Source organism: Macrococcoides bohemicum (assembly GCF_003259675.1).
GTDB lineage: Bacteria > Bacillota > Bacilli > Staphylococcales > Staphylococcaceae > Macrococcoides > Macrococcoides bohemicum.
The window spans coordinates 249188-267807 of record NZ_PZJG01000001.1 but is presented as its reverse complement, the minus strand read 5'-3'; the positions used below and the strand labels follow the sequence as shown (position 1 = coordinate 267807).

The 18620-nt window shown below is 35.4% G+C and carries 17 protein-coding genes; 1 reads left to right on the top strand and 16 read right to left on the bottom strand.

All coding sequences use genetic code 11. The features are described from left to right. Nucleotides 1–11: 11 nt before the first annotated feature. From BHX94_RS02070 to zapA, 13 genes are all read right to left on the bottom strand, one after another. Nucleotides 12–512 (bottom strand): YfcE family phosphodiesterase, encoded by a 501-nt coding sequence (locus tag BHX94_RS02070; RefSeq protein ID WP_111744715.1) that lies wholly within the window; start codon nucleotides 510–512, stop codon nucleotides 12–14. Nucleotides 513–514: 2 nt separating this feature from the next. After that, nucleotides 515–1099 (bottom strand): XTP/dITP diphosphatase, encoded by a 585-nt coding sequence (locus BHX94_RS02065; protein WP_096076229.1) that lies wholly within the window; start codon nucleotides 1097–1099, stop codon nucleotides 515–517. Next, nucleotides 1096–1902: a glutamate racemase gene (gene racE / locus BHX94_RS02060; RefSeq protein WP_111744714.1), complete on the bottom strand. Its 807-nt coding sequence runs from the start codon at nucleotides 1900–1902 to the stop codon at nucleotides 1096–1098. Before racE ends, BHX94_RS02065 begins: the two co-directional genes overlap by 4 nt. After that, a complete protein-coding gene (locus tag BHX94_RS02055; protein WP_111744713.1) occupies nucleotides 1902–2336 on the bottom strand; it encodes a MarR family winged helix-turn-helix transcriptional regulator in 435 nt (144 codons plus the stop codon). Before BHX94_RS02055 ends, racE begins: the two co-directional genes overlap by 1 nt. A 246-nt stretch (nucleotides 2337–2582) precedes the next feature. Next, nucleotides 2583–3347, bottom strand: a complete 765-nt coding sequence (sdhB, locus tag BHX94_RS02050) for a succinate dehydrogenase iron-sulfur subunit (RefSeq protein ID WP_111744712.1) — start codon at nucleotides 3345–3347, stop codon at nucleotides 2583–2585. Nucleotides 3348–3349: 2 nt separating this feature from the next. Next, nucleotides 3350–5113, bottom strand: coding sequence for a succinate dehydrogenase flavoprotein subunit (sdhA, locus tag BHX94_RS02045; RefSeq protein ID WP_111744711.1), 1764 nt, complete (start codon nucleotides 5111–5113; stop codon nucleotides 3350–3352). A 29-nt stretch (nucleotides 5114–5142) separates the two neighbouring features. Further along, nucleotides 5143–5754 (bottom strand): succinate dehydrogenase cytochrome b558 subunit, encoded by a 612-nt coding sequence (locus BHX94_RS02040; RefSeq protein WP_096076223.1) that lies wholly within the window; start codon nucleotides 5752–5754, stop codon nucleotides 5143–5145. A 219-nt stretch (nucleotides 5755–5973) separates the two neighbouring features. Beyond that, a complete protein-coding gene (uvrC, locus tag BHX94_RS02035) occupies nucleotides 5974–7785 on the bottom strand; it encodes an excinuclease ABC subunit UvrC (protein WP_111744710.1) in 1812 nt (603 codons plus the stop codon). Nucleotides 7786–7889: 104 nt separating this feature from the next. Further along, nucleotides 7890–8204 carry a thioredoxin gene (trxA, locus tag BHX94_RS02030; protein ID WP_096076221.1) on the bottom strand — a complete coding sequence of 105 codons (315 nt, stop codon included), beginning with the start codon at nucleotides 8202–8204 and terminating at the stop codon, nucleotides 7890–7892. A 218-nt stretch (nucleotides 8205–8422) separates the two neighbouring features. Next, nucleotides 8423–10759: an endonuclease MutS2 gene (locus BHX94_RS02025; protein ID WP_170120730.1), complete on the bottom strand. Its 2337-nt coding sequence runs from the start codon at nucleotides 10757–10759 to the stop codon at nucleotides 8423–8425. A gap of 5 nt (nucleotides 10760–10764) precedes the next feature. Continuing rightward, a complete protein-coding gene (gene polX / locus BHX94_RS02020; RefSeq protein ID WP_242446636.1) occupies nucleotides 10765–12471 on the bottom strand; it encodes a DNA polymerase/3'-5' exonuclease PolX in 1707 nt (568 codons plus the stop codon). A 45-nt stretch (nucleotides 12472–12516) separates the two neighbouring features. Then, nucleotides 12517–13068: a CvpA family protein gene (locus BHX94_RS02015; protein WP_111744707.1), complete on the bottom strand. Its 552-nt coding sequence runs from the start codon at nucleotides 13066–13068 to the stop codon at nucleotides 12517–12519. Next, complete coding sequence (zapA, locus tag BHX94_RS02010) at nucleotides 13061–13336, bottom strand: cell division protein ZapA (protein ID WP_111744706.1); 276 nt, start codon at nucleotides 13334–13336, stop codon at nucleotides 13061–13063. Before zapA ends, BHX94_RS02015 begins: the two co-directional genes overlap by 8 nt. Before the next feature lie 107 nt (nucleotides 13337–13443). On the opposite strand from zapA, the gene rnhC reads away from it, so the two are divergent. Continuing rightward, complete coding sequence (rnhC, locus tag BHX94_RS02005) at nucleotides 13444–14376, top strand: ribonuclease HIII (RefSeq protein ID WP_111744705.1); 933 nt, start codon at nucleotides 13444–13446, stop codon at nucleotides 14374–14376. Between the two features lie 179 nt (nucleotides 14377–14555). Here the strand turns inward: rnhC and BHX94_RS02000 are convergent, their stop codons facing one another. From BHX94_RS02000 to pheS, 3 genes are all read right to left on the bottom strand, one after another. Beyond that, nucleotides 14556–15071, bottom strand: coding sequence for a nuclease-related domain-containing protein (locus BHX94_RS02000; protein WP_111744704.1), 516 nt, complete (start codon nucleotides 15069–15071; stop codon nucleotides 14556–14558). Between the two features lie 86 nt (nucleotides 15072–15157). Further along, complete coding sequence (gene pheT, locus BHX94_RS01995; protein ID WP_111744703.1) at nucleotides 15158–17560, bottom strand: phenylalanine--tRNA ligase subunit beta; 2403 nt, start codon at nucleotides 17558–17560, stop codon at nucleotides 15158–15160. Further along, on the bottom strand, nucleotides 17547–18617 hold the full coding sequence (gene pheS / locus BHX94_RS01990) for a phenylalanine--tRNA ligase subunit alpha (protein ID WP_096076213.1): 1071 nt from the start codon (nucleotides 18615–18617) through the stop codon (nucleotides 17547–17549). Before pheS ends, pheT begins: the two co-directional genes overlap by 14 nt. Nucleotides 18618–18620: the final 3 nt, after the last annotated feature.

The window sequence follows — 18620 nt, the reverse complement described above, 5'->3', positions numbered from 1 at the left end:
CAATTGACACTCTAAAAAATTAATATCTCTTTACCAACAATCTCATGCTGCTGATTATAGAAAGTAACCATTTGATCACTTTCATCAAAAGTTAAAACAGCATATGTTTCTTCTTCCTGACTTCTTGACTGTGCAATAGAACCTGGATTAATGCATACTACACCTTCAACGACTTCAACACGCTTTACATGCAGGTGACCATACAAAGCGATTTGACAATCTGCATCACGTGCAACACTCGCTAAACGTTCACGTCCATTACCAACTTGATAAAGATGTCCATGCGTTAAAAATGCATTAATATCATTTTGCTGTAATTCAAATGTATCATGAAAATCCTTTCCGTAATCACAGTTTCCTTTTATTTTAATATAAGGCTTTAATTCAGCATCATTATAATCAAATTCTGAATCACCAAGATGAATATAGACATCTGCATCATCATGAATTGATACAATATCGGTTAATATATTTTTCATGGAATGATTATCACTCACAACAACCCATTTCATCATTACGCCTCCTCAATTATGCCAGATTCCAGCATTTTTTGTATTGCTTTACCTCTATGTGAGATTTGTGCTTTTTCTTCTCCAGTCATTTCTGCTGTCGTCTTACCTTTGCTTTCAACATAAAATATCGGATCATAACCAAATCCATTTTCACCTTTAGGTTCATGTAGTAATTCTCCTTCTACTTCGCCTCGGAAGGTGCGTGTCTCTTTGCCGGGTATACTGACTGCAATCACACATACAAATCTTGCCTGACGTTCATCTATATCCTGCATATTTTTAAGCACAAGCTCAAGATTCTTCTCATCAGTAGCATCTTCCCCTGAATAACGCGCTGAATACACGCCAGGTGCATTATCAAGTGCATCAATTTCTAATCCTGAGTCATCACTAATAACAATTTTATTTAACACTTTTGCTCCGTATTCTGACTTTAATGCAGCATTTTCTTCAAATGTTGTTCCCGTTTCTTCTACATCGAAGTCTGGAATCAAACTTTTTATACCTACAACATTATAGTCTTTAAAGATATGTTTAAAATCATTGATTTTTCCTTGATTACCTGTTGCGATTACGATATCTTTCATATATCCTCCAAATGTATTGATTGTATTTTTAAGTTTTCATCGTTTAACCATTCTTTAGCGATACGGGCGAATTTCTCAGTTGGTCCATTAACATAAAATTCATGATATGGCGTTTCATTATATTTCGCATGTTCCTGACTAAATGTAAGTAATGCACTTACTTCCCTCGCCGTTTCTAATCCAGATGAAATTACTTTCTTTTCACCTTCAAAATACTTTTCAATATAATCCTGTAATAACGGATAATGTGTACACCCTAAGATGACTGTATCACTCTTATCATGACGCCAATCGCGCAATGTTTTATGAATGACGATATTTGATATTGTAGGATCTTTATATCTTACCTGCTCAACTAATGGCACAAAGTCCGGACAACTTACACCATTGACTTCTATTTTAGGATTGATGGATTTTATCTTATCACGATACGCTTCTGACTTAATTGTCCCCTCAGTACCTAGTACAAGCACATGATTGTTTGTTGTCGTCATGATTGCAGTACGTGCGCCTGGTTCTATTACACCGATTACAGGTATAGAAAGCATTTTCTGCAATGGTTCTAAAGCCACTGCAGTCGCTGTATTACATGCAATTACGAGCATCTTTATATGTTTCGTTAATAGAAATTCAGCAAGTTGAATGGTAAAATCTTTCACTTGCTCAGGAGGTCTTGGTCCATAAGGACACCGACTGACATCACCTAAATAACAAATTGATTCATTTGGCAGCTGACGCATAATTTCTTTAGCCACTGTCAAACCACCTACGCCAGAATCAATTACACCAATTGGAGCTGACACTACTTTCCACCTTCTTCTGTTGCACTGTACAACTTATGTATTTGTTCCTTAAATATTGGTATTGTATCAATCATACTCTCTTCTACAATCTTCTTCAAAAATTTTTGTCTTTTAATGATAACCGCTTCTATTACCGATTCACCTTTTTCAGTAAGTTGAATACTTACTTTACGTTTATCATCAGTTTGTTTCACACGCTCTGCAAATCCATTGTTACTAAGTGCATCAACAAGTTCAGAAGTGGATGAAATTGCTAAATTCATGTGTTTTGCAAGTGTTCCGATATTTAAGGGACTTGCTTCTTTAATCCACTGAATTGCAATAAACTGCGTTTCTGTAATTTCGTGTTTTATTAATTCACTACGGCCTTCATTTTTTATAATTTCAGCTAGCCTTCTTAACTCATATTCTAATGTGACGATTGATTGATCCACTGCGCTACACCTCTATTCACCTTTAAACTTATCATATCAAATAATGTACAAATAAAAAAAGGTTTTGAGAATTAAGAATCTCAAAACCTTTTATAAGGGCTAAACGCTTTGGCGATAGCCTCTTTTCTGAAACGGCATCTTCAAAGCAGTCTCTAGGTAAACTTCAACAAACACTTCAAAATCAAAGAACGATTTCTTGTGTTTGTTTCCAGTTTACTTGAGACTTAACGCTTTGTAGATAGCCTCTTAGTTTACCTGATGATCCGAACCGAAGAACGATTTGAACATCTGGAATGTTGCTTCACGGTTCATCGCAGCGATTGATGTTGTTAAAGGAATGCCTTTTGGACAGCTTCTTACACAGTTTTGTGAGTTACCACATTCTGCTAATCCGCCTTCTTCCATTAAAGCATGAATTCTTTCATCTTTGTTCATGCTTCCTGTTGGATGTAGGTTGAATAAACGTACTTGTGAAATAGCTTGTGCACCCATAAATTTCGAATTAGCATTCACGTTCGGACATACTTCTAAACATACACCACATGTCATACATTTAGATAATTCATATGCTGTCTGACGTTTCTTCTCTGGCATACGTGGTCCTGGTCCTAAGTCATATGTTCCATCAATTGGAACCCATGCTTTAACACGTTTTAAGTTATCGAACATTTTCGTACGATCAACTTGTAAGTCACGAATAACAGGGAATGTTGCCATAGGTGCTAAACGAATTGGTTGCTCTAATGTATCAATAATTGTTGAACAAGATTGACGTGCTTTTCCATTGACTACCATTGAACATGCACCACAAACTTCTTCAAGACAGTTCATATCCCATGTTACAGGTGTCGTTTTTTCACCACGTTCATTTACTGGATTACGTTGAATTTCCATCAACGCAGCAATAACGTTCATATTTGGACGGTAAGGAATCACAAATGTTTCATCATAAGGCTTAGAATTTTGATCTTTTTGACGTGTAATGATCAGTTTAATCGTTTTTTCTGCCATGATTATTTACCTCCTTTTGCCTTCTTAGAGTAGTCACGTACACGTGGTGGGATTAAGCTAACATCAACTGGCTCATAGTAGAATTCAGGTGCTTCTTTAGCGCCTTTAAACTTAGCCATCGTTGTTTTTAACCACTCTTCGTCATTACGTTCAGGGAATTCAGGTTTGTAATGTGCACCACGTGATTCATTACGATTATACGCACCAATTGTCATAACGCGTGCTAACACTAACATGTTCCATAATTGACGTGTAAAGAATACTGCCTGGTTACTCCATAACGCAGTGTCTTCCATATCAATATCATGGTAACGTTCCATTAATTCTACAATTTTCTTATCTGTTTCTAATAATCGGTCATTATGACGTACAACTGTTACGTTTGCCGTCATAATTTCACCAAGTTCTTTATGCAGTTTATATGCATTCTCAGAACCTTTCATATTTAATAAAGCATCGAAACGTTGTTGCTCTTCTTCAACTTTACGTGTATAAATATCATCCGGTAAATCGGTATATGATTTATCTAGCGCTTTAATATATTTAATAGCATTTGGACCTGCTACCATACCGCCGTATATTGCAGATAATAAAGAGTTCGCACCTAGACGGTTACCACCGTGTTGAGAGTAATCACATTCACCTGCTGCAAATAATCCTGGAATGTTCGTCATCTGATCGTAATCTACCCAGATTCCACCCATTGAATAATGCACTGCAGGGAAAATCTTCATCGGCACTTTACGAGGGTCATCACCCGTGAATTTTTCGTAAATTTCGATGATTCCACCTAATTTAACGTCTAATTCATGTGCATCTTTATGACTTAAATCAAGGTATACCATGTTCTCACCATTGATACCTAATTTTTGGTTCACACATACGTCAAAGATTTCACGCGTTGCGATATCACGAGGTACTAAGTTACCATAGTCAGGATATTTCTCTTCTAAGAAGTACCAAGGTTTACCGTCTTTATAAGTCCAAACACGACCACCTTCACCACGTGCTGATTCACTCATTAAACGTAATTTATCATCACCAGGAATTGCTGTCGGGTGAATTTGAATGAATTCACCATTGGCATAGATTGCACCTTGTTGATAGACAACAGAAGCTGCAGATCCTGTATTAATCATAGAGTTTGTAGACTTACCAAAGATAATACCAGGACCACCAGTCGCCATAATAACTGCATCTGAACCAAATGATTTAATTTCAGAAGTTGTTAAGTTTTGAGCAACGATACCACGTGCAGCGCCTTCGTCATCAATAACTGCACCCAAGAATTCCCATCCTTCATACTTCGTAACTAAACCTTCAACTTCAAATTTACGTACCTGCTCGTCTAATGCATATAATAATTGTTGTCCTGTTGTCGCACCAGCAAATGCTGTACGGTGATATAACGTTCCACCGAAACGACGGAAATCAAGTAATCCTTCTGGTGTTCTGTTGAACATAACACCCATACGGTCTAATAAATGGATGATACCAGGCGCTGCTGCTGTCATCGCTTTAACAGGTGGTTGGTTTGCTAAGAAATCTCCACCATATACTGTATCATCAAAGTGAATTAAAGGTGAGTCACCTTCACCTTTCGTATTTACTGCACCATTAATACCGCCTTGTGCACACACTGAGTGAGAACGTTTAACGGGTACTAATGAGAAAAGATCTACACTTGTACCTGCCTCTGCTGCTTTAATTGTTGCCATTAATCCGGCTAATCCACCGCCGACAACAATGATATTACTTTTTGCCATTATAATGTCACTCCCCTAAATTTCTTATCCTACATAAATGCAAATAACGCGCGTAATCCGATGAAAGTAATGACTAAAAATGCACCTAATGACACATAAGCCATAATTTTTTGTGAACGATCTGACTGTGTGATGCCCCAACTTACTGCAAATGACCATAATCCATTTGAGAAGTGGAAGATAACACTTACAATACCGATAACGTATCCAATAACATTAATTGGACTATTGAATAAATCAGCCATCATATCGTAATTAATGTGATGTCCTAATGCTGCCTGAACACGTGTTTGCCAAACGTGAATCGCGATAAAGATAAAAGCGATAATACCTGTAATACGTTGTAACAAGAACATCCAGTTTCTAAACGTCGAATAATGTGTCACATTATTTTTAGAAGTAAATGCGATATACACACCATAGATTGCATGGAATAAAATTGGTAAATAAATAACAAGTGTTTCTAATACAATCTTAAATGGTAAATTCCACATAAAGTCTGAAGCATTATTAAAAGCTTCCGGACTGTTTACTGCAAAGTGGTTGATCACTAAGTGCTGAATTAAGAATACACCTAATGGAATCACACCAAGTAAAGAATGTAACCTACGTAATGCAAATGATTTTTCTGAGCTTGCCAAGTGAAGTCCCCCCTACACATCTTTTTAAGTAAATTCACAAATTCAATAATACGCTTGTTCAAACGGTAAATCAAGAAACCGATTACAATTTTGCATAAAAAAAAGTTTGTGAAATTTAATTTTCATCATCATTGTACCACTCTTTAACGTTCTGTGGGGTATGAAAATGATTCTCAATTAAGTAATTTCACAAACATTTTAATTTAATAATATTCTTTATTATTCACTGTGATGTTCAGCTTTTTCCTGCTCTGAATTTAAAGTATTGTGTATTTCTGTCGCCAGTTTAATAGGAACCCCGATTTGATTTATTTCTTCAATGGATGCTTCTTTTATACGACGCACTGAACCGAAATGTTTCATTAGCATTAGTTTTCTCTTTGGACCTATACCTTCAATCGCATCTAGTTGTGAAGATAAACCTGTTTTTCTACGTGTGTTTCTATGGAAGGTAATCGCAAAGCGATGGACTTCATCCTGAATACGTTGTAGTAAGTAGAAGCTTTGACTCTTTTTATTTAATGGAATGACATCAAAGTCTTCACCGTATAGTAATTCAGCAGTCATATGTTTATCATTCTTCTTCAAACCTGCAACTGGAATATCTAGATTTAATTCGTTAACAAGCACATCGATAACACTGCTCATATGCCCTTTACCACCATCGACAACGATTAAGTCTGGTAAGGGTAAATTTTCTCTTAGCACGCGTGAATAACGGCGACGAACGACTTCTCGCATACTTTCATAATCATCTGGTCCTGTTACAGTCTTGATTTTATATTTTCTATAATCCCGTTTACTTGGTTTACCATCAACAAAACACACCATTGCAGCCACTGGATCGACACCTTGAGTATTTGAGTTATCAAAGGCTTCAATACGGACCGGTGTTTCAATACCCATTGCATTACCAAGTTCTTCAATCGCTTTTACAGTTCTTTCTTCGTCACGTTCAATGATCTCAAACTTATTTGACAAAGCAATCTTCGCATTTTTAACTGCAAGATCCACCATCTCTTTTTTCTTACCTCGCTGAGGTTGAATGACTTTTGTATCTACAACTGACTTAATCATATTTACATCCAGTCCAGTAGGTACATGCACTTCAGCCGGCAATAAATTTTCGGCTAAACCATAAAACTGTCCGATAAAATTGTAAAAATGTGACTTTGAATCATCAATCAACGGAATCATCGTCACTTTTCTTTCTATGAGATTACCCTGGCGAATAAAGAATACCTGTATGCACATCCAACCTTTGTCAACTGCATATCCGAAAACGTCTCTAGTTGTCATATCACTCGTCATCATCTTTTGTTTAAACATGAGTGACTCAACATGAGAGATTAAGTCTCGATATTCTTTTGCTTCTTCAAACTGAAGATTTTCAGCACGTTCATTCATCTTTGCACGTAAGTCATCAATAATTGCTGTATCTTGACCATTTAAAAAATCCGTCACAACCTGAATGTAATGTCGATACTGCTGTTCTTCAACATTATATACACATGGTCCTAAACATTGTCCGATATGATAATATAAACATAATTTATCCGGTAGATGATTACATTTACGTAGTGGAATAATACGGTCTAATAATTTTTTAGTTTCATGTGCGGCATAAGCATTGGGATAAGGTCCAAAATATTTACCACTATTTTTTTTTACTGTACGTGTAACTAACAATCTTGGATGTTTCTCGTTCGTAATTTTAATAAAAGGATAACTTTTATCATCCTTTAACAAAATATTAAACCTCGGATAATACTTCTTTATAAGTGTCAATTCTAACAATAGCGATTCAATCTCTGTATTCGTTACGATAAATTCAAAATCTCGTATTTCTGACACGAGACGTGTTGTCTTTTCATCATGTGCACCGGAAAAATAAGAGCGTACACGGTTACGTAAATTTTTTGCTTTACCGACATAGATGACTTGGCCATTCTTATCTTTCATCTGATAACAACCTGGTTCATTCGGCAGCACTGCTAGTTTACGTTTAATATTTAATTCATAATCCTCCATAACATTCACCACATTTCTTTACTTAACACTAGTAAAACACACCAAAATAAAAAGAGCAAAATCAAAAGATTTCACTCTTAAAAATATTATTTTTTAGCTTAATCTTAGTAATGTTTTTCTAAAACAGCTTGTAATTGTTCTTTTGGTTGGAAACCAACAACTTTATCAACAGCTTGACCGTCTTTGAATACGATAAGCGTTGGGATACTCATAACTTCAAATTTAGCAGCAGTTTCCTGGTTCTCATCAACATCAACTTTAACGATGTTTGCTTTACCTTCAACGTCTTTCGCTAAATCTTCTAAAACGGGTGCGATCATTTTACAAGGTCCACACCAAGGTGCCCAGAAGTCTACTAATGTTACACCTTCTTTAATGTTTTCTTCAAAGTTTGTATCAGTTCCTTTAATAATAGCCATAATATAATTTCCTCCTAATATTTCTGATTAATATAAATGGAGTATAGCAAATTAAAATTCGTTGGTCACTACTTTTGCTCACTCTATTATAGTTATACCCTATAATGCAATAAATAAATATATGACACCCGCAATTAACATTAAAATTGATACAACGATCAATACTTTTGCAAGTTTATACATATCAAAGTTATCCAAATCAATCGCCTCACATTGTATTATTTTAACTCTACTACAGTTACACCAAAGCCACCTTCAGAAGGCATGCCACCTCTAAATGATTTCACTGCTTTAGATTTCTTTAAATATTGCTGAACACCTTTTTGCAATGCGCCTGTACCTTTACCGTGAATAATCGTCACTTGTTCATAATTTGATAGAATCGCCTGATCTAAATACTGTTCAACTTTATACAATGCATCTTCATAACGTTCACCACGAAGATCAAGTTCCATTTTTATCGTTTGACGATTAGCACGTGGTACAACGCGGTGATTCTCTTGTTTTGGTGGCGCTTCTTTTTCAAGTTCATTTAATGGCAGTTTCATCTTGATGATCCCCATCTGAACTACAGCTTCTTCACCATCAACATCTAAGATAACACCCTTTTGACCATAGCTTAAAACTTTTACATGATCACCTTTTGTAATGACTTCATCTTTAGTCGACTTTTTATTTTGTTTAATCTTTGCTTCGTGATACATACCTGATAATTTTGAACGTTGTTCTATCAACTCGTTCTCTTTAATATCGGCATTTGATTTTAGATTACGCAGTTGCTTTAATAAATCATCCGCTTCTTTTTCGGCTTTTTTAACGATATCATTCGCCTGCTGCTTTGCATTTTCAATTAAGTTTTCTTTTTGTTTTTCGTAACTTGAGAATGCCTTATTTAAATCTTTGTGTAGGTTCTGAGCTTCAATCTTTAATGTTTCAGTCAGCGCTCTATCATCTTCAATTTGCTTTGCATTCTTCTCTAATGAGGCAATCATATTATCGATTTCTTTATTATCCATATTGATCATTTGACGTGCTTCTTTGATAATTGAAAGATCAAGTCCAAGTTTTTTAGCGATATCGAAAGCATTACTCTTACCTGGAATACCCATCAACAAACGATACGTCGGACTTAATGTCTCTACATCAAACTCTACACTCGCATTCATAACATGGTCACGGTTGTAACTGTATGCTTTAAGTTCAGGATAATGTGTCGTTGCCATCGTCATAACACCGCGACTTAAACAACGATCAAGTATACTCATCGCAAGTGCTGCACCTTCAGCAGGATCCGTACCTGCACCCAGTTCGTCAAACATAACAAAGCTTTGCTCAGTCATTTTTTCTAATATCGATACAATATTGGTCATATGGCTTGAGAATGTTGAAAGTGACTGTTCGATAGACTGTTCATCACCTATATCACAGAATACTTCATCAAAGATACTTATCGTTGCTCCTTCAAATGCAGGAATCATCATACCACTTTGTGCCATTAGAATAATAAGTCCGACAGTCTTTAACGTTACTGTTTTACCACCTGTATTCGGACCGGTTATGATCACTGTGTGAATATCAGGATAGAATACAATATTATTTTTAACAACTGTCTCTTTCGGTAACATCGGATGCCATGCTTGTGGCAAATCGATTGTGCGTTCTTCAGCGATATTAGGCATAACCATCTTATTGCGGTTTCCGTATTTCGCTTTGGCAAGATTGACATCAAAATCAGCTAATACCTTGGTCGAATATGTTAATGCATTATCATACTCTGCTACTTCGTTTGTCAGTTCATAAAGAATACGTTCTACTTCTTCGTTTTCCCTATGTGTTACACTGTTTAATTCTGTTGACAGCTGAACGATACTATTCGGTTCAATATAGAATGTCTGACCACTTGATGATGTATCATGGACGATTCCAGGAAAATCCTGTTTGTATTCGCTTCTTACAGGGATAACTTGTCGACCATTACGAACAGTGACAATTGCATCAGATAATTTCTTTTGATTGTTTGAACTACGCACAATTTGTTCTAATTTTTCTTTGATTTTACGATTGATACGATTCATTTCCTGGCGAATTTGAGCAAGTTCAGGGGATGCATTGTCATATAGACTCGTTTCATCACACTTCGCCTGAATAGATTCGGCTAGTTCTGTTATCATTGGTAATTGTTTTAATTGATTGTAAATGAGAGGAATCTCTAATTCGCGCTCTTCAAATTGATTAAAGATATAAGTTTTGTATCGATTAATGACTTTAATGTTATTTTTAATTTTATTGAGTTCGATTACAGATAAGACCGAACCGATGACAGCACGTCGCACAAGTCCTTCAATATCAGAAAGCATGCTCATACCTGGTTCACTTTGTCCCATCTCTATGACACGGGCCTCTTCCAGGTGCGTCATCATTTCACGTACTTCATCAATGTTTGACGTTGGATGTGTAGATTGTAAAATATGTGAAGACAGTTCATTTTGAGAAAACTCAACAACACGTTCTATTATTTTATCGTATTCTAAAATATTTAATGCTTTTTTATTCATAAATGTTACTTCCCTTTTGTTACCCATTCTTTAAACGTTGCACGGTCCATCGTATTGATAACCTGATTTTTCTTCACACGACCTTTAATTGCCGTACCTACGCCATAAGGCATTAAATCAAGTTGATTAATCGCATGTGCATCCGTATTAATGGTTAATTGTAAATCCGGATATTGTCTTAATATGTCCGCTGATAAATCTAAGCGCATTGGATGTGCGTTTATTTCAAGTACTGTATTTGTTTCTTTCGCCATTTGGATCAATTGTTCAATATTCACAGCATACCCGTGTCTTTTACCGATTAATCTTCCAGTTGGGTGTGCAATATGTCTGACATATGGATTTTCGCAGGCATTTTTAAGTCGTTTCATAATATCCTCTTCAGATTGTGTGAGCGATTGATGTATCGCACCGATAACATAGTCGAGTTCTTTTAATATATCATCATTATAATCCATCGAGCCGTCACCTAATATATCCATTTCAATACCTGAATATATGTCTATCTCATTATATTGTTTGTTCAAAGACTTAATCAATGCATTTTGCTCAAGTAAACGCTCTTCAGATAAACCATTTGCTACAAATAAACTTTTTGAGTGATCAGTAATTGCGATGTATTCATATCCCTTTTCAATTGCACGTTCAATCATCTGTTCGATAGAATGCGCACCATCGCTGTAAGTCGTATGCATATGAATATCACCCTTAATGTCATTTAAAGTGATAATTTCATCAAGATTTTGAATATCAAATTCTGAACCATCTGTGCGCATTTCGGGCGGAATATAGTTGACATTAAAGTGACGGTAGATTTCATTTTCTGTTGCATATTGAATAAGTGACCCATCTTCTTTTGTAATACCGTATTCATTAATCTTTTCATGCTTTGCTTTAGCTAACTGTCTGATACGAATATTATGATCCTTACTGCCAGTGAAATGCTGAAGCATATGTGCATAGCCTATTGTATCTGTAAATCTGAAATCCGCTGTCGTCACTAAATCATCACGCTCAATCTGCACCGTAATTTTTTCATTACCTTGAAGCTCAACCTCTTTAATAAATGGTGCTCCACTTATATATCTTGAAACTGATTTTCTATCAGTTGTATTAATGATGTAATCAATATCACTCGAGAATTCATTTTTCCTTCTGAAACTTCCTGTTGCATCAAATTGTAATATGTCTTTTGATTCAGCGAGATACACATCTATCATCTGTGTAAATTGATGCATTTGATAAATGCTTAACTTTGCAGTCATCGTAAGCATCTCTTCGATACCTTTTAATATATTTTCTTCACTTTTTTTACCGAATCCCGGCAGTTCACTTATCTTATTATCGATGCATGCCTGCTTCAATTGTTCGATATCATCGATACCCAGTGCATTATTAATCTTCACAATTTTTTTAGCACCTAGATTACGAATTTTCAGCATCTGAATCAATCCTTGCGGGGTTGATTCTTTCAAAGTTAATAATAGCGAAGATTCACCGTTCTGCTTGATGTCATCCAGTACTTCAGCTACACCTTTACCAACACCTTTAATTTCTGTGAAATTTTGAAGCGTGTTAATATCTCCCTGAAAAGTTTCAATATTTGCCGCAGCTTTACGATAAGCAGAGATTTTAAATGGATTTTCACCTGATAATTCGAGATACGTAGCAATTGTTTCAAGCTGCTTTATATAATCTTTTTTATTTAACATGTTCATCCTCCATAATAAAAGTCATAGACACTTTTGCCTATGACTTTATTTGAATATTTGAATCAAACCGATATTTTCCCACCATGATTTAGCAATGCCACTTAAAAAAGGTGTATAGTTAACGATAAAGTTAGAAATAAAACTACCTTGTAAATGTTCCTGAATCCAGCCATTTGGCATCATCGAAAATAAAAATAGTACGATGAATAACAGCAGATAACATTCGATAAAACCTAACACCGCACCTAGTGATGCATTTAATTGTTTAAGCAGTGGTAACTGCGAAATATAATCAAAGACTGTTGCAACAATTTGTAAAATCACTTTACTCATAAAGAAAATGATTATAAAACTCACGACATTATAAAATGTCATTTCATTCGTAACCATATTTAAAAATTCGGATTTATAATTACCTTCTGCTGATGGAAAAGGAATGATGAGTACAAGATGCTTTGCAAGTTCTGCATAATACATACGGGCAATAATCAGTGAACCAATCGTCCCCAGTAAATGCAATGATTGTAATATAAAACCTCTTCTCAATCCAATCACAGTACCAAGGATCAAGAAAAATAATAATAATAAATTAATCATTTTGTTCGCCTATTCTTTCTATATTGATTAACTTTTGTCTTAAGATTTCGTACTCTTCTTGTAACTTCACATAATCATCCATTATATTTACCGCCGCCAGCACTGCTTTACGTGAAGTGTCAAGTCCAGCACTCACTCGGGCAATTTCATTGATTCGGTCATCTACGAGACTAGCCACGTGTCGGATATGACTCGGCTCATCTTCACCAATAATCGTATAATGTTGGTCATATATTGTTACAGTGATACGATTTTTAAATTCTCCCATAAAATCACTCCAACATCGTCTTTTATTACTGTTTATGTTACCATTTTTAGAGGAAGTTATACAATAAAAACATATAAGTTAAGAAAAAAATACGGAGTGACATATTTATGAGCTCGAATGTTTACCAATTAGATGAAAAATCAGCAAGTAAAATAATCAGTTTACTACCAGAGAGCGATAGCAATTTACCAGCGGGTTCGAAATATCGTAAGAAAATTGAAGGTCATACAGTAACAATTTACAATTCGAATAAATTTATGGTACAAGGTAGTGCTAGTGAAACGCTTGCAATAAAGTTACTTGGAAATGCAGGCATTAAATTGGCTGGCAGTAGTGAAACAAAGAAGAATGTTACCGGAAAAACAATAAGTTATGATGCATTTAACTGCATCGGCAGTGACGAAGCAGGATCAGGAGATTTCTTCGGCCCAATGACTGTAGTGGCCAGCTATGTTTCTAAGAAGAATGCAGAAATATTAAAAGTGCTTGGCGTTATGGATTCTAAAAATTTAAAGGATGATAAGATCATTGCACTTGCAGAACAAATCATCCCGATTATCCCTCATTCATTGTTAGTATTAGATAATCCTAAATATAATGAACGAAAAGCGATTGGATGGTCACAAGTTAAGATGAAAGCAGTGTTACATAACCAGGCGATTACGAATGTATTGAAGAAAATTGATGGCGCACCACTCGATTATATAGTGATTGACCAGTTTGCTGTGCAGGGCGTGTATGAGAATTATGCGTTGACTGCAATTCCGGAACGCGAGAAAACCCGCTTCGAAACAAAAGGAGAATCAAAATCAATCGCGATTGCAGCAAGTTCCATTATTGCGAGATACGCTTTTGTTAAGTATTACGATCAGATTATCCGTGAGACTGGAATACACATTACAAAAGGTGCCGGAGCTAAAGTTGATTTAGAAGCAGCAAAGATAATTGAAAGAAAAGGGATTGCTTATTTAGACAGTATTACAAAAAAAGACTTTAAAAATCGCGAGAAAGCATTAAGTTTAGTCAATAAGAAAAAATAGGAGTGAAAATATGATGATGGATTACTTATACATGACGTTAGGGTTATTAGTATTTGTGTATTTATTGTGGTATATCAAAGTGAATCTAATCGATAGACGCAGGAAATGAGATTATCATTGGAGGAAGCGGTTGTATTTTAGTAATACTACCGCTTGCTGTTTGATTTTTCTATTTCTACTTAAGGTAGCAATCGTATTGTGTTTATACTACCGTTTCCATTAAACCCACTTACATTAAATTGTTCACCAACAAAAATTATAAAACTCAATACTCGATAACCAAATCCCATTTTATCTACAAATCGCAATAATCTCATATGTTGTTTTGTTTGCAATGCTATAGGATTATGAATGACATAGCCATTTTCACTTATAAAATTACCATCAACATAATTATATTGTCCTTCATAATATTTCGTATCAAAATGCATAATCTTCCCATTTGATATAATAATAAAATCATACTGTGATTGACCGTTTAATCTAAGTCGCATATCCCACAACTTAGCTCCTCCACTACAATCTTTGATCCGCTCATAAAATTGTTCTTCACCAAGCAACCCTTTCTCAGAAGTAAATAAATTTTCTTTATCAAAATCATCCATTTCATAACGTCCAGCAACTTCTAAAATATAACGCTCATATTGATTTAAAATCCGTGTCTTCAAAAACAAAGTTTTCACCTCATTTAACATATGTTAACACAAAATAAATATACAATATCCTTCTCAAAAAACACAACAAAAAGAGGCCATCGTAAATGATGACCTCTTAACAAATATTATCCTCTTAACTTAGCACCTGTTGCCGTTAAGTTTTCTAATACTTTGTCATAAATCGGTTTGATATCTTCATCTGTTAATGTTTGTTCAGGATTTAAGAACTCTAAACGTATTGCCACAGATTTCTTGTCCGAAGCAATATGTTCACCTTCATAAACATCAAATACTTTTGCTGATTGCAGTAACTTACTATCAGCTGCTTCAATCACTTTAATTAATTCACCAGTATCTAATGAACGCTCAACTTCTAATGCAATATCTCTATTTGTTCCAGGGAACTTCGGAATCATGTTATAGATAATCTGACCTTGAACATCATTTAATAAAGCTTTTAAATCAAGTTCAAAAATATACGTTTCTTTTAAGTCGTTATCTGATTCAAATGAAGGATGCAATTGTCCAATGATACCAACCTTTTTATCATCGACAAATATATCAGCACTACGTCCAGGGTGTAATAAAGTCTCATCAGAACGACGATATTCAAACTTAATACCTAAACGTTCACTGATTGCTTCAACAATTCCTTTTACATGGAAGAAATCAACGGTTTCTTTTTTACCTTGATGATAACTTGGCGTTACTTCTCCAGTGATAATACCCGCAATATGCTCCTCTTCAGATGGTAATTCTTCACCTTCAACTTTAAAGAACGTGTTTCCTACTTCATAAAATGCCACATTCTTCAATTGACGAGCATTATTATAAACGACAACATCAACTAAATGTGGAATTAATGACTGACGTAATTCAGCATGATCAGCACTCATCGGCATAAGTAACTTAACAGTATCTGCTTGTTTCAATGCAAACTGTTGTGCTTTTTCTTTTGAAACTAATGCATACGTAATTGCTTGGTTTAACCCTAAACCTTGTAATAATGATTTCACAGCACGACGTTTCGCCTGATAATCTGTAAGTCCAACTTGTTTATTCGTCTTTGTCACAGGTAATGTTGCTGGCAAAGCATCATAACCATAAATACGAGCAACCTCTTCAACTAAATCTTCTTTAATTGTGATATCGCCACGACGACTTGGTACAACAACGCTAAATGCATCGCCATCCACTTTAGATTCAAAGCCGAGACGCTCAAAAATATTTTTAATTTCAGTGGTTGAAATTTCGAATCCGATTAAACGGTTAATATCTTCCGTTGTAATTTCTACATTTCTTGTTAATGCAGGTAATGTGCCAGCTGATACGATACCGCTTAATACTTCACCTTGCGCATTTTCCTGTAAGAGATAAGCTGCACGGTTTAACGCATCTTCAACAAATTCAGCTGCTACACCTTTTTCAAAGCGGCTTGAAGATTCAGAGCGTAAGTTTAAGCGACCAGCTGTTTTACGAATATTAAGTGGTGCAAACATCGCTGATTCGATTAACACGTTCACTGTATTATCAGTAACTTCTGAGAAATCTCCACCCATCACACCGGCTAATGCTACTGGTTTTTCACCGTTCGTAATTACAATATCTGATGATAATAATTTACGTTCCTGATCATCTAACGTCGTCATCACTTCATCATCATTAGCATAACGCACTAAAATTTCTTTAGAGCCGATCTGGTCGTAATCAAACATATGTAAAGGTTGACCAAATTCAAGCATCACATAGTTTGATACATCCACGACATTATTAATCGGACGAATACCTGCTTTAATTAAACGACTTTGAATGTATTCTGGAGATGGTCCTATTTTTACATTTTTGACAATACGTGCTGCATAATAAGGACTCGCCTGCACGTTATCAATATGAATAGAAATGTAATCACTTGCTGCTTCCGTAACTTCATTAATTTCAGAAATCGGGAATGATAAGTCTTCTTCATATAATGCACTTGTTTCAAATGCTGTACCAATCATAGACATACAGTCACTACGATTTGGTGTAAGACCTAGTTCCATCACCTCATCGTTTAAATCCAATGCTTCCAAAGCATCCTGTCCAGGTTTAACATCACCTGTAAATACATAGATACCTTCAGAATATGCATCCGGCACTAAGTTTGAAGGTATACCTAGTTCACCTAATGAACAAATCATACCGTTTGATTCAATGCCACGTAATTTTGCTTTTTTAATTTTAATGCCACCTGGTAAACGCCCACCCGGTAAACAAACGATGACATGCTGTCCTACATCAACGTTTGGTGCACCACATACGATTTGTAATGTTTCCTCACCAACATTAACCTGGCATACATTTAATTTGTCAGCATCAGGATGTTTCTCTTTTGACTCGACATAACCGACAACTAAATTTTTAATATCCTTTTTGTAATCAATAATTTCTTCAATTTCAATACCGCTTCGCGTAATTTTCTCAGCAAGCTCTTCTACCGGTAAATCAATTTTAACGTAGTCACTTAACCATTCTTTACTTACTAACATCAACATTACCTCCATCTTCAGCACGTAAGAACTGTGTTACAAATCGTAAATCATTTGTATAGAAATGACGAATATCTTCAATACCATATTTCAACATCGCGATACGGTCAGGACCCATTCCAAATGCGAAACCAGAGTATTTCTTAGAATCAAATCCTGCCATCTCTAATACGTTCGGATGCACCATACCCGCACCTAAAATCTCAATCCATCCTGTTCCTTTACATACGTTACAACCTTTACCTTTACATTTGAAACAAGAAATATCCACTTCTACTGAAGGCTCAGTAAACGGGAAAAAGCTTGGACGTAAACGGATTTCACGATCTTCACCGAACATCTTCTTGGCGAAGTATTCTAACGTTCCTTTTAAATCACTCATTTTAATATTCTCATCAACAACTAAACCTTCGATTTGTGTAAACTGATGTGAATGTGTAGCATCATCTGAATCACGACGGTATACTTTACCTGGGCAAATAATCTTTACTGGTCCTTCACCCTTACGTGATTCTAACGTTCGAGCTTGAACAGGAGACGTGTGTGTACGCATTAATACTTCTTCAGAAATATAGAAACTATCCTGCATATCACGCGCCGGGTGAGATTTCGGTAAATTTAAAGCTTCAAAGTTATAATAATCACTTTCTACTTCATATCCTTCAACAACTTCATATCCTAAACCGACAAATAAATCCTCAATATCTTCAATAATTCGATTTAATGGATGACTCGCACCACTTGTTAATTCTTTTCGAGGCAACGTGATATCAACTGTTTCACTTGCTAATTTACGATTAATTAAATCACGTTGTATCTTTTCTTCAACTTCAGCAATCGCTTTTTCAACCGTTTGACGTGCATCGTTTACTAGTTGACCAAACTTTGGCTTCTCTTCATTCGGCAATGACTTCATTTCTTTCATTAAACCAGTGATGACACCTTTTTTACCCAAGTAAGATACTTTAATATCCTGTAATTCTTTTTTCTCAGAAATCGACTGTACTTTTTGAACAGCTTCTTCTTTCAATGCTTGTAATTTATCCTTTAACTCCATCAT

What these genes read in the sequence shown, in the direction of transcription:
- BHX94_RS02070 (WP_111744715.1), bottom strand. Translation starts at nt 512, where the DNA reads ATGAAATGGGTTGTTGTGAGTGATAATCATTCCATGAAAAATATATTA.
- BHX94_RS02065 (WP_096076229.1), bottom strand. Translation starts at nt 1,099, where the DNA reads ATGAAAGATATCGTAATCGCAACAGGTAATCAAGGAAAAATCAATGAT.
- sdhB (WP_111744712.1), bottom strand. Translation starts at nt 3,347, where the DNA reads ATGGCAGAAAAAACGATTAAACTGATCATTACACGTCAAAAAGATCAA.
- sdhA (WP_111744711.1), bottom strand. Translation starts at nt 5,113, where the DNA reads ATGGCAAAAAGTAATATCATTGTTGTCGGCGGTGGATTAGCCGGATTA.
- uvrC (WP_111744710.1), bottom strand. Translation starts at nt 7,785, where the DNA reads ATGGAGGATTATGAATTAAATATTAAACGTAAACTAGCAGTGCTGCCG.
- trxA (WP_096076221.1), bottom strand. Translation starts at nt 8,204, where the DNA reads ATGGCTATTATTAAAGGAACTGATACAAACTTTGAAGAAAACATTAAA.
- BHX94_RS02025 (WP_170120730.1), bottom strand. Translation starts at nt 10,759, where the DNA reads ATGAATAAAAAAGCATTAAATATTTTAGAATACGATAAAATAATAGAA.
- polX (WP_242446636.1), bottom strand. Translation starts at nt 12,471, where the DNA reads ATGTTAAATAAAAAAGATTATATAAAGCAGCTTGAAACAATTGCTACG.
- BHX94_RS02015 (WP_111744707.1), bottom strand. Translation starts at nt 13,068, where the DNA reads ATGATTAATTTATTATTATTATTTTTCTTGATCCTTGGTACTGTGATT.
- zapA (WP_111744706.1), bottom strand. Translation starts at nt 13,336, where the DNA reads ATGGGAGAATTTAAAAATCGTATCACTGTAACAATATATGACCAACAT.
- rnhC (WP_111744705.1), top strand. Translation starts at nt 13,444, where the DNA reads ATGAGCTCGAATGTTTACCAATTAGATGAAAAATCAGCAAGTAAAATA.
- BHX94_RS02000 (WP_111744704.1), bottom strand. Translation starts at nt 15,071, where the DNA reads ATGTTAAATGAGGTGAAAACTTTGTTTTTGAAGACACGGATTTTAAAT.
- pheT (WP_111744703.1), bottom strand. Translation starts at nt 17,560, where the DNA reads ATGTTAGTAAGTAAAGAATGGTTAAGTGACTACGTTAAAATTGATTTA.
- pheS (WP_096076213.1), bottom strand. Translation starts at nt 18,617, where the DNA reads ATGGAGTTAAAGGATAAATTACAAGCATTGAAAGAAGAAGCTGTTCAA.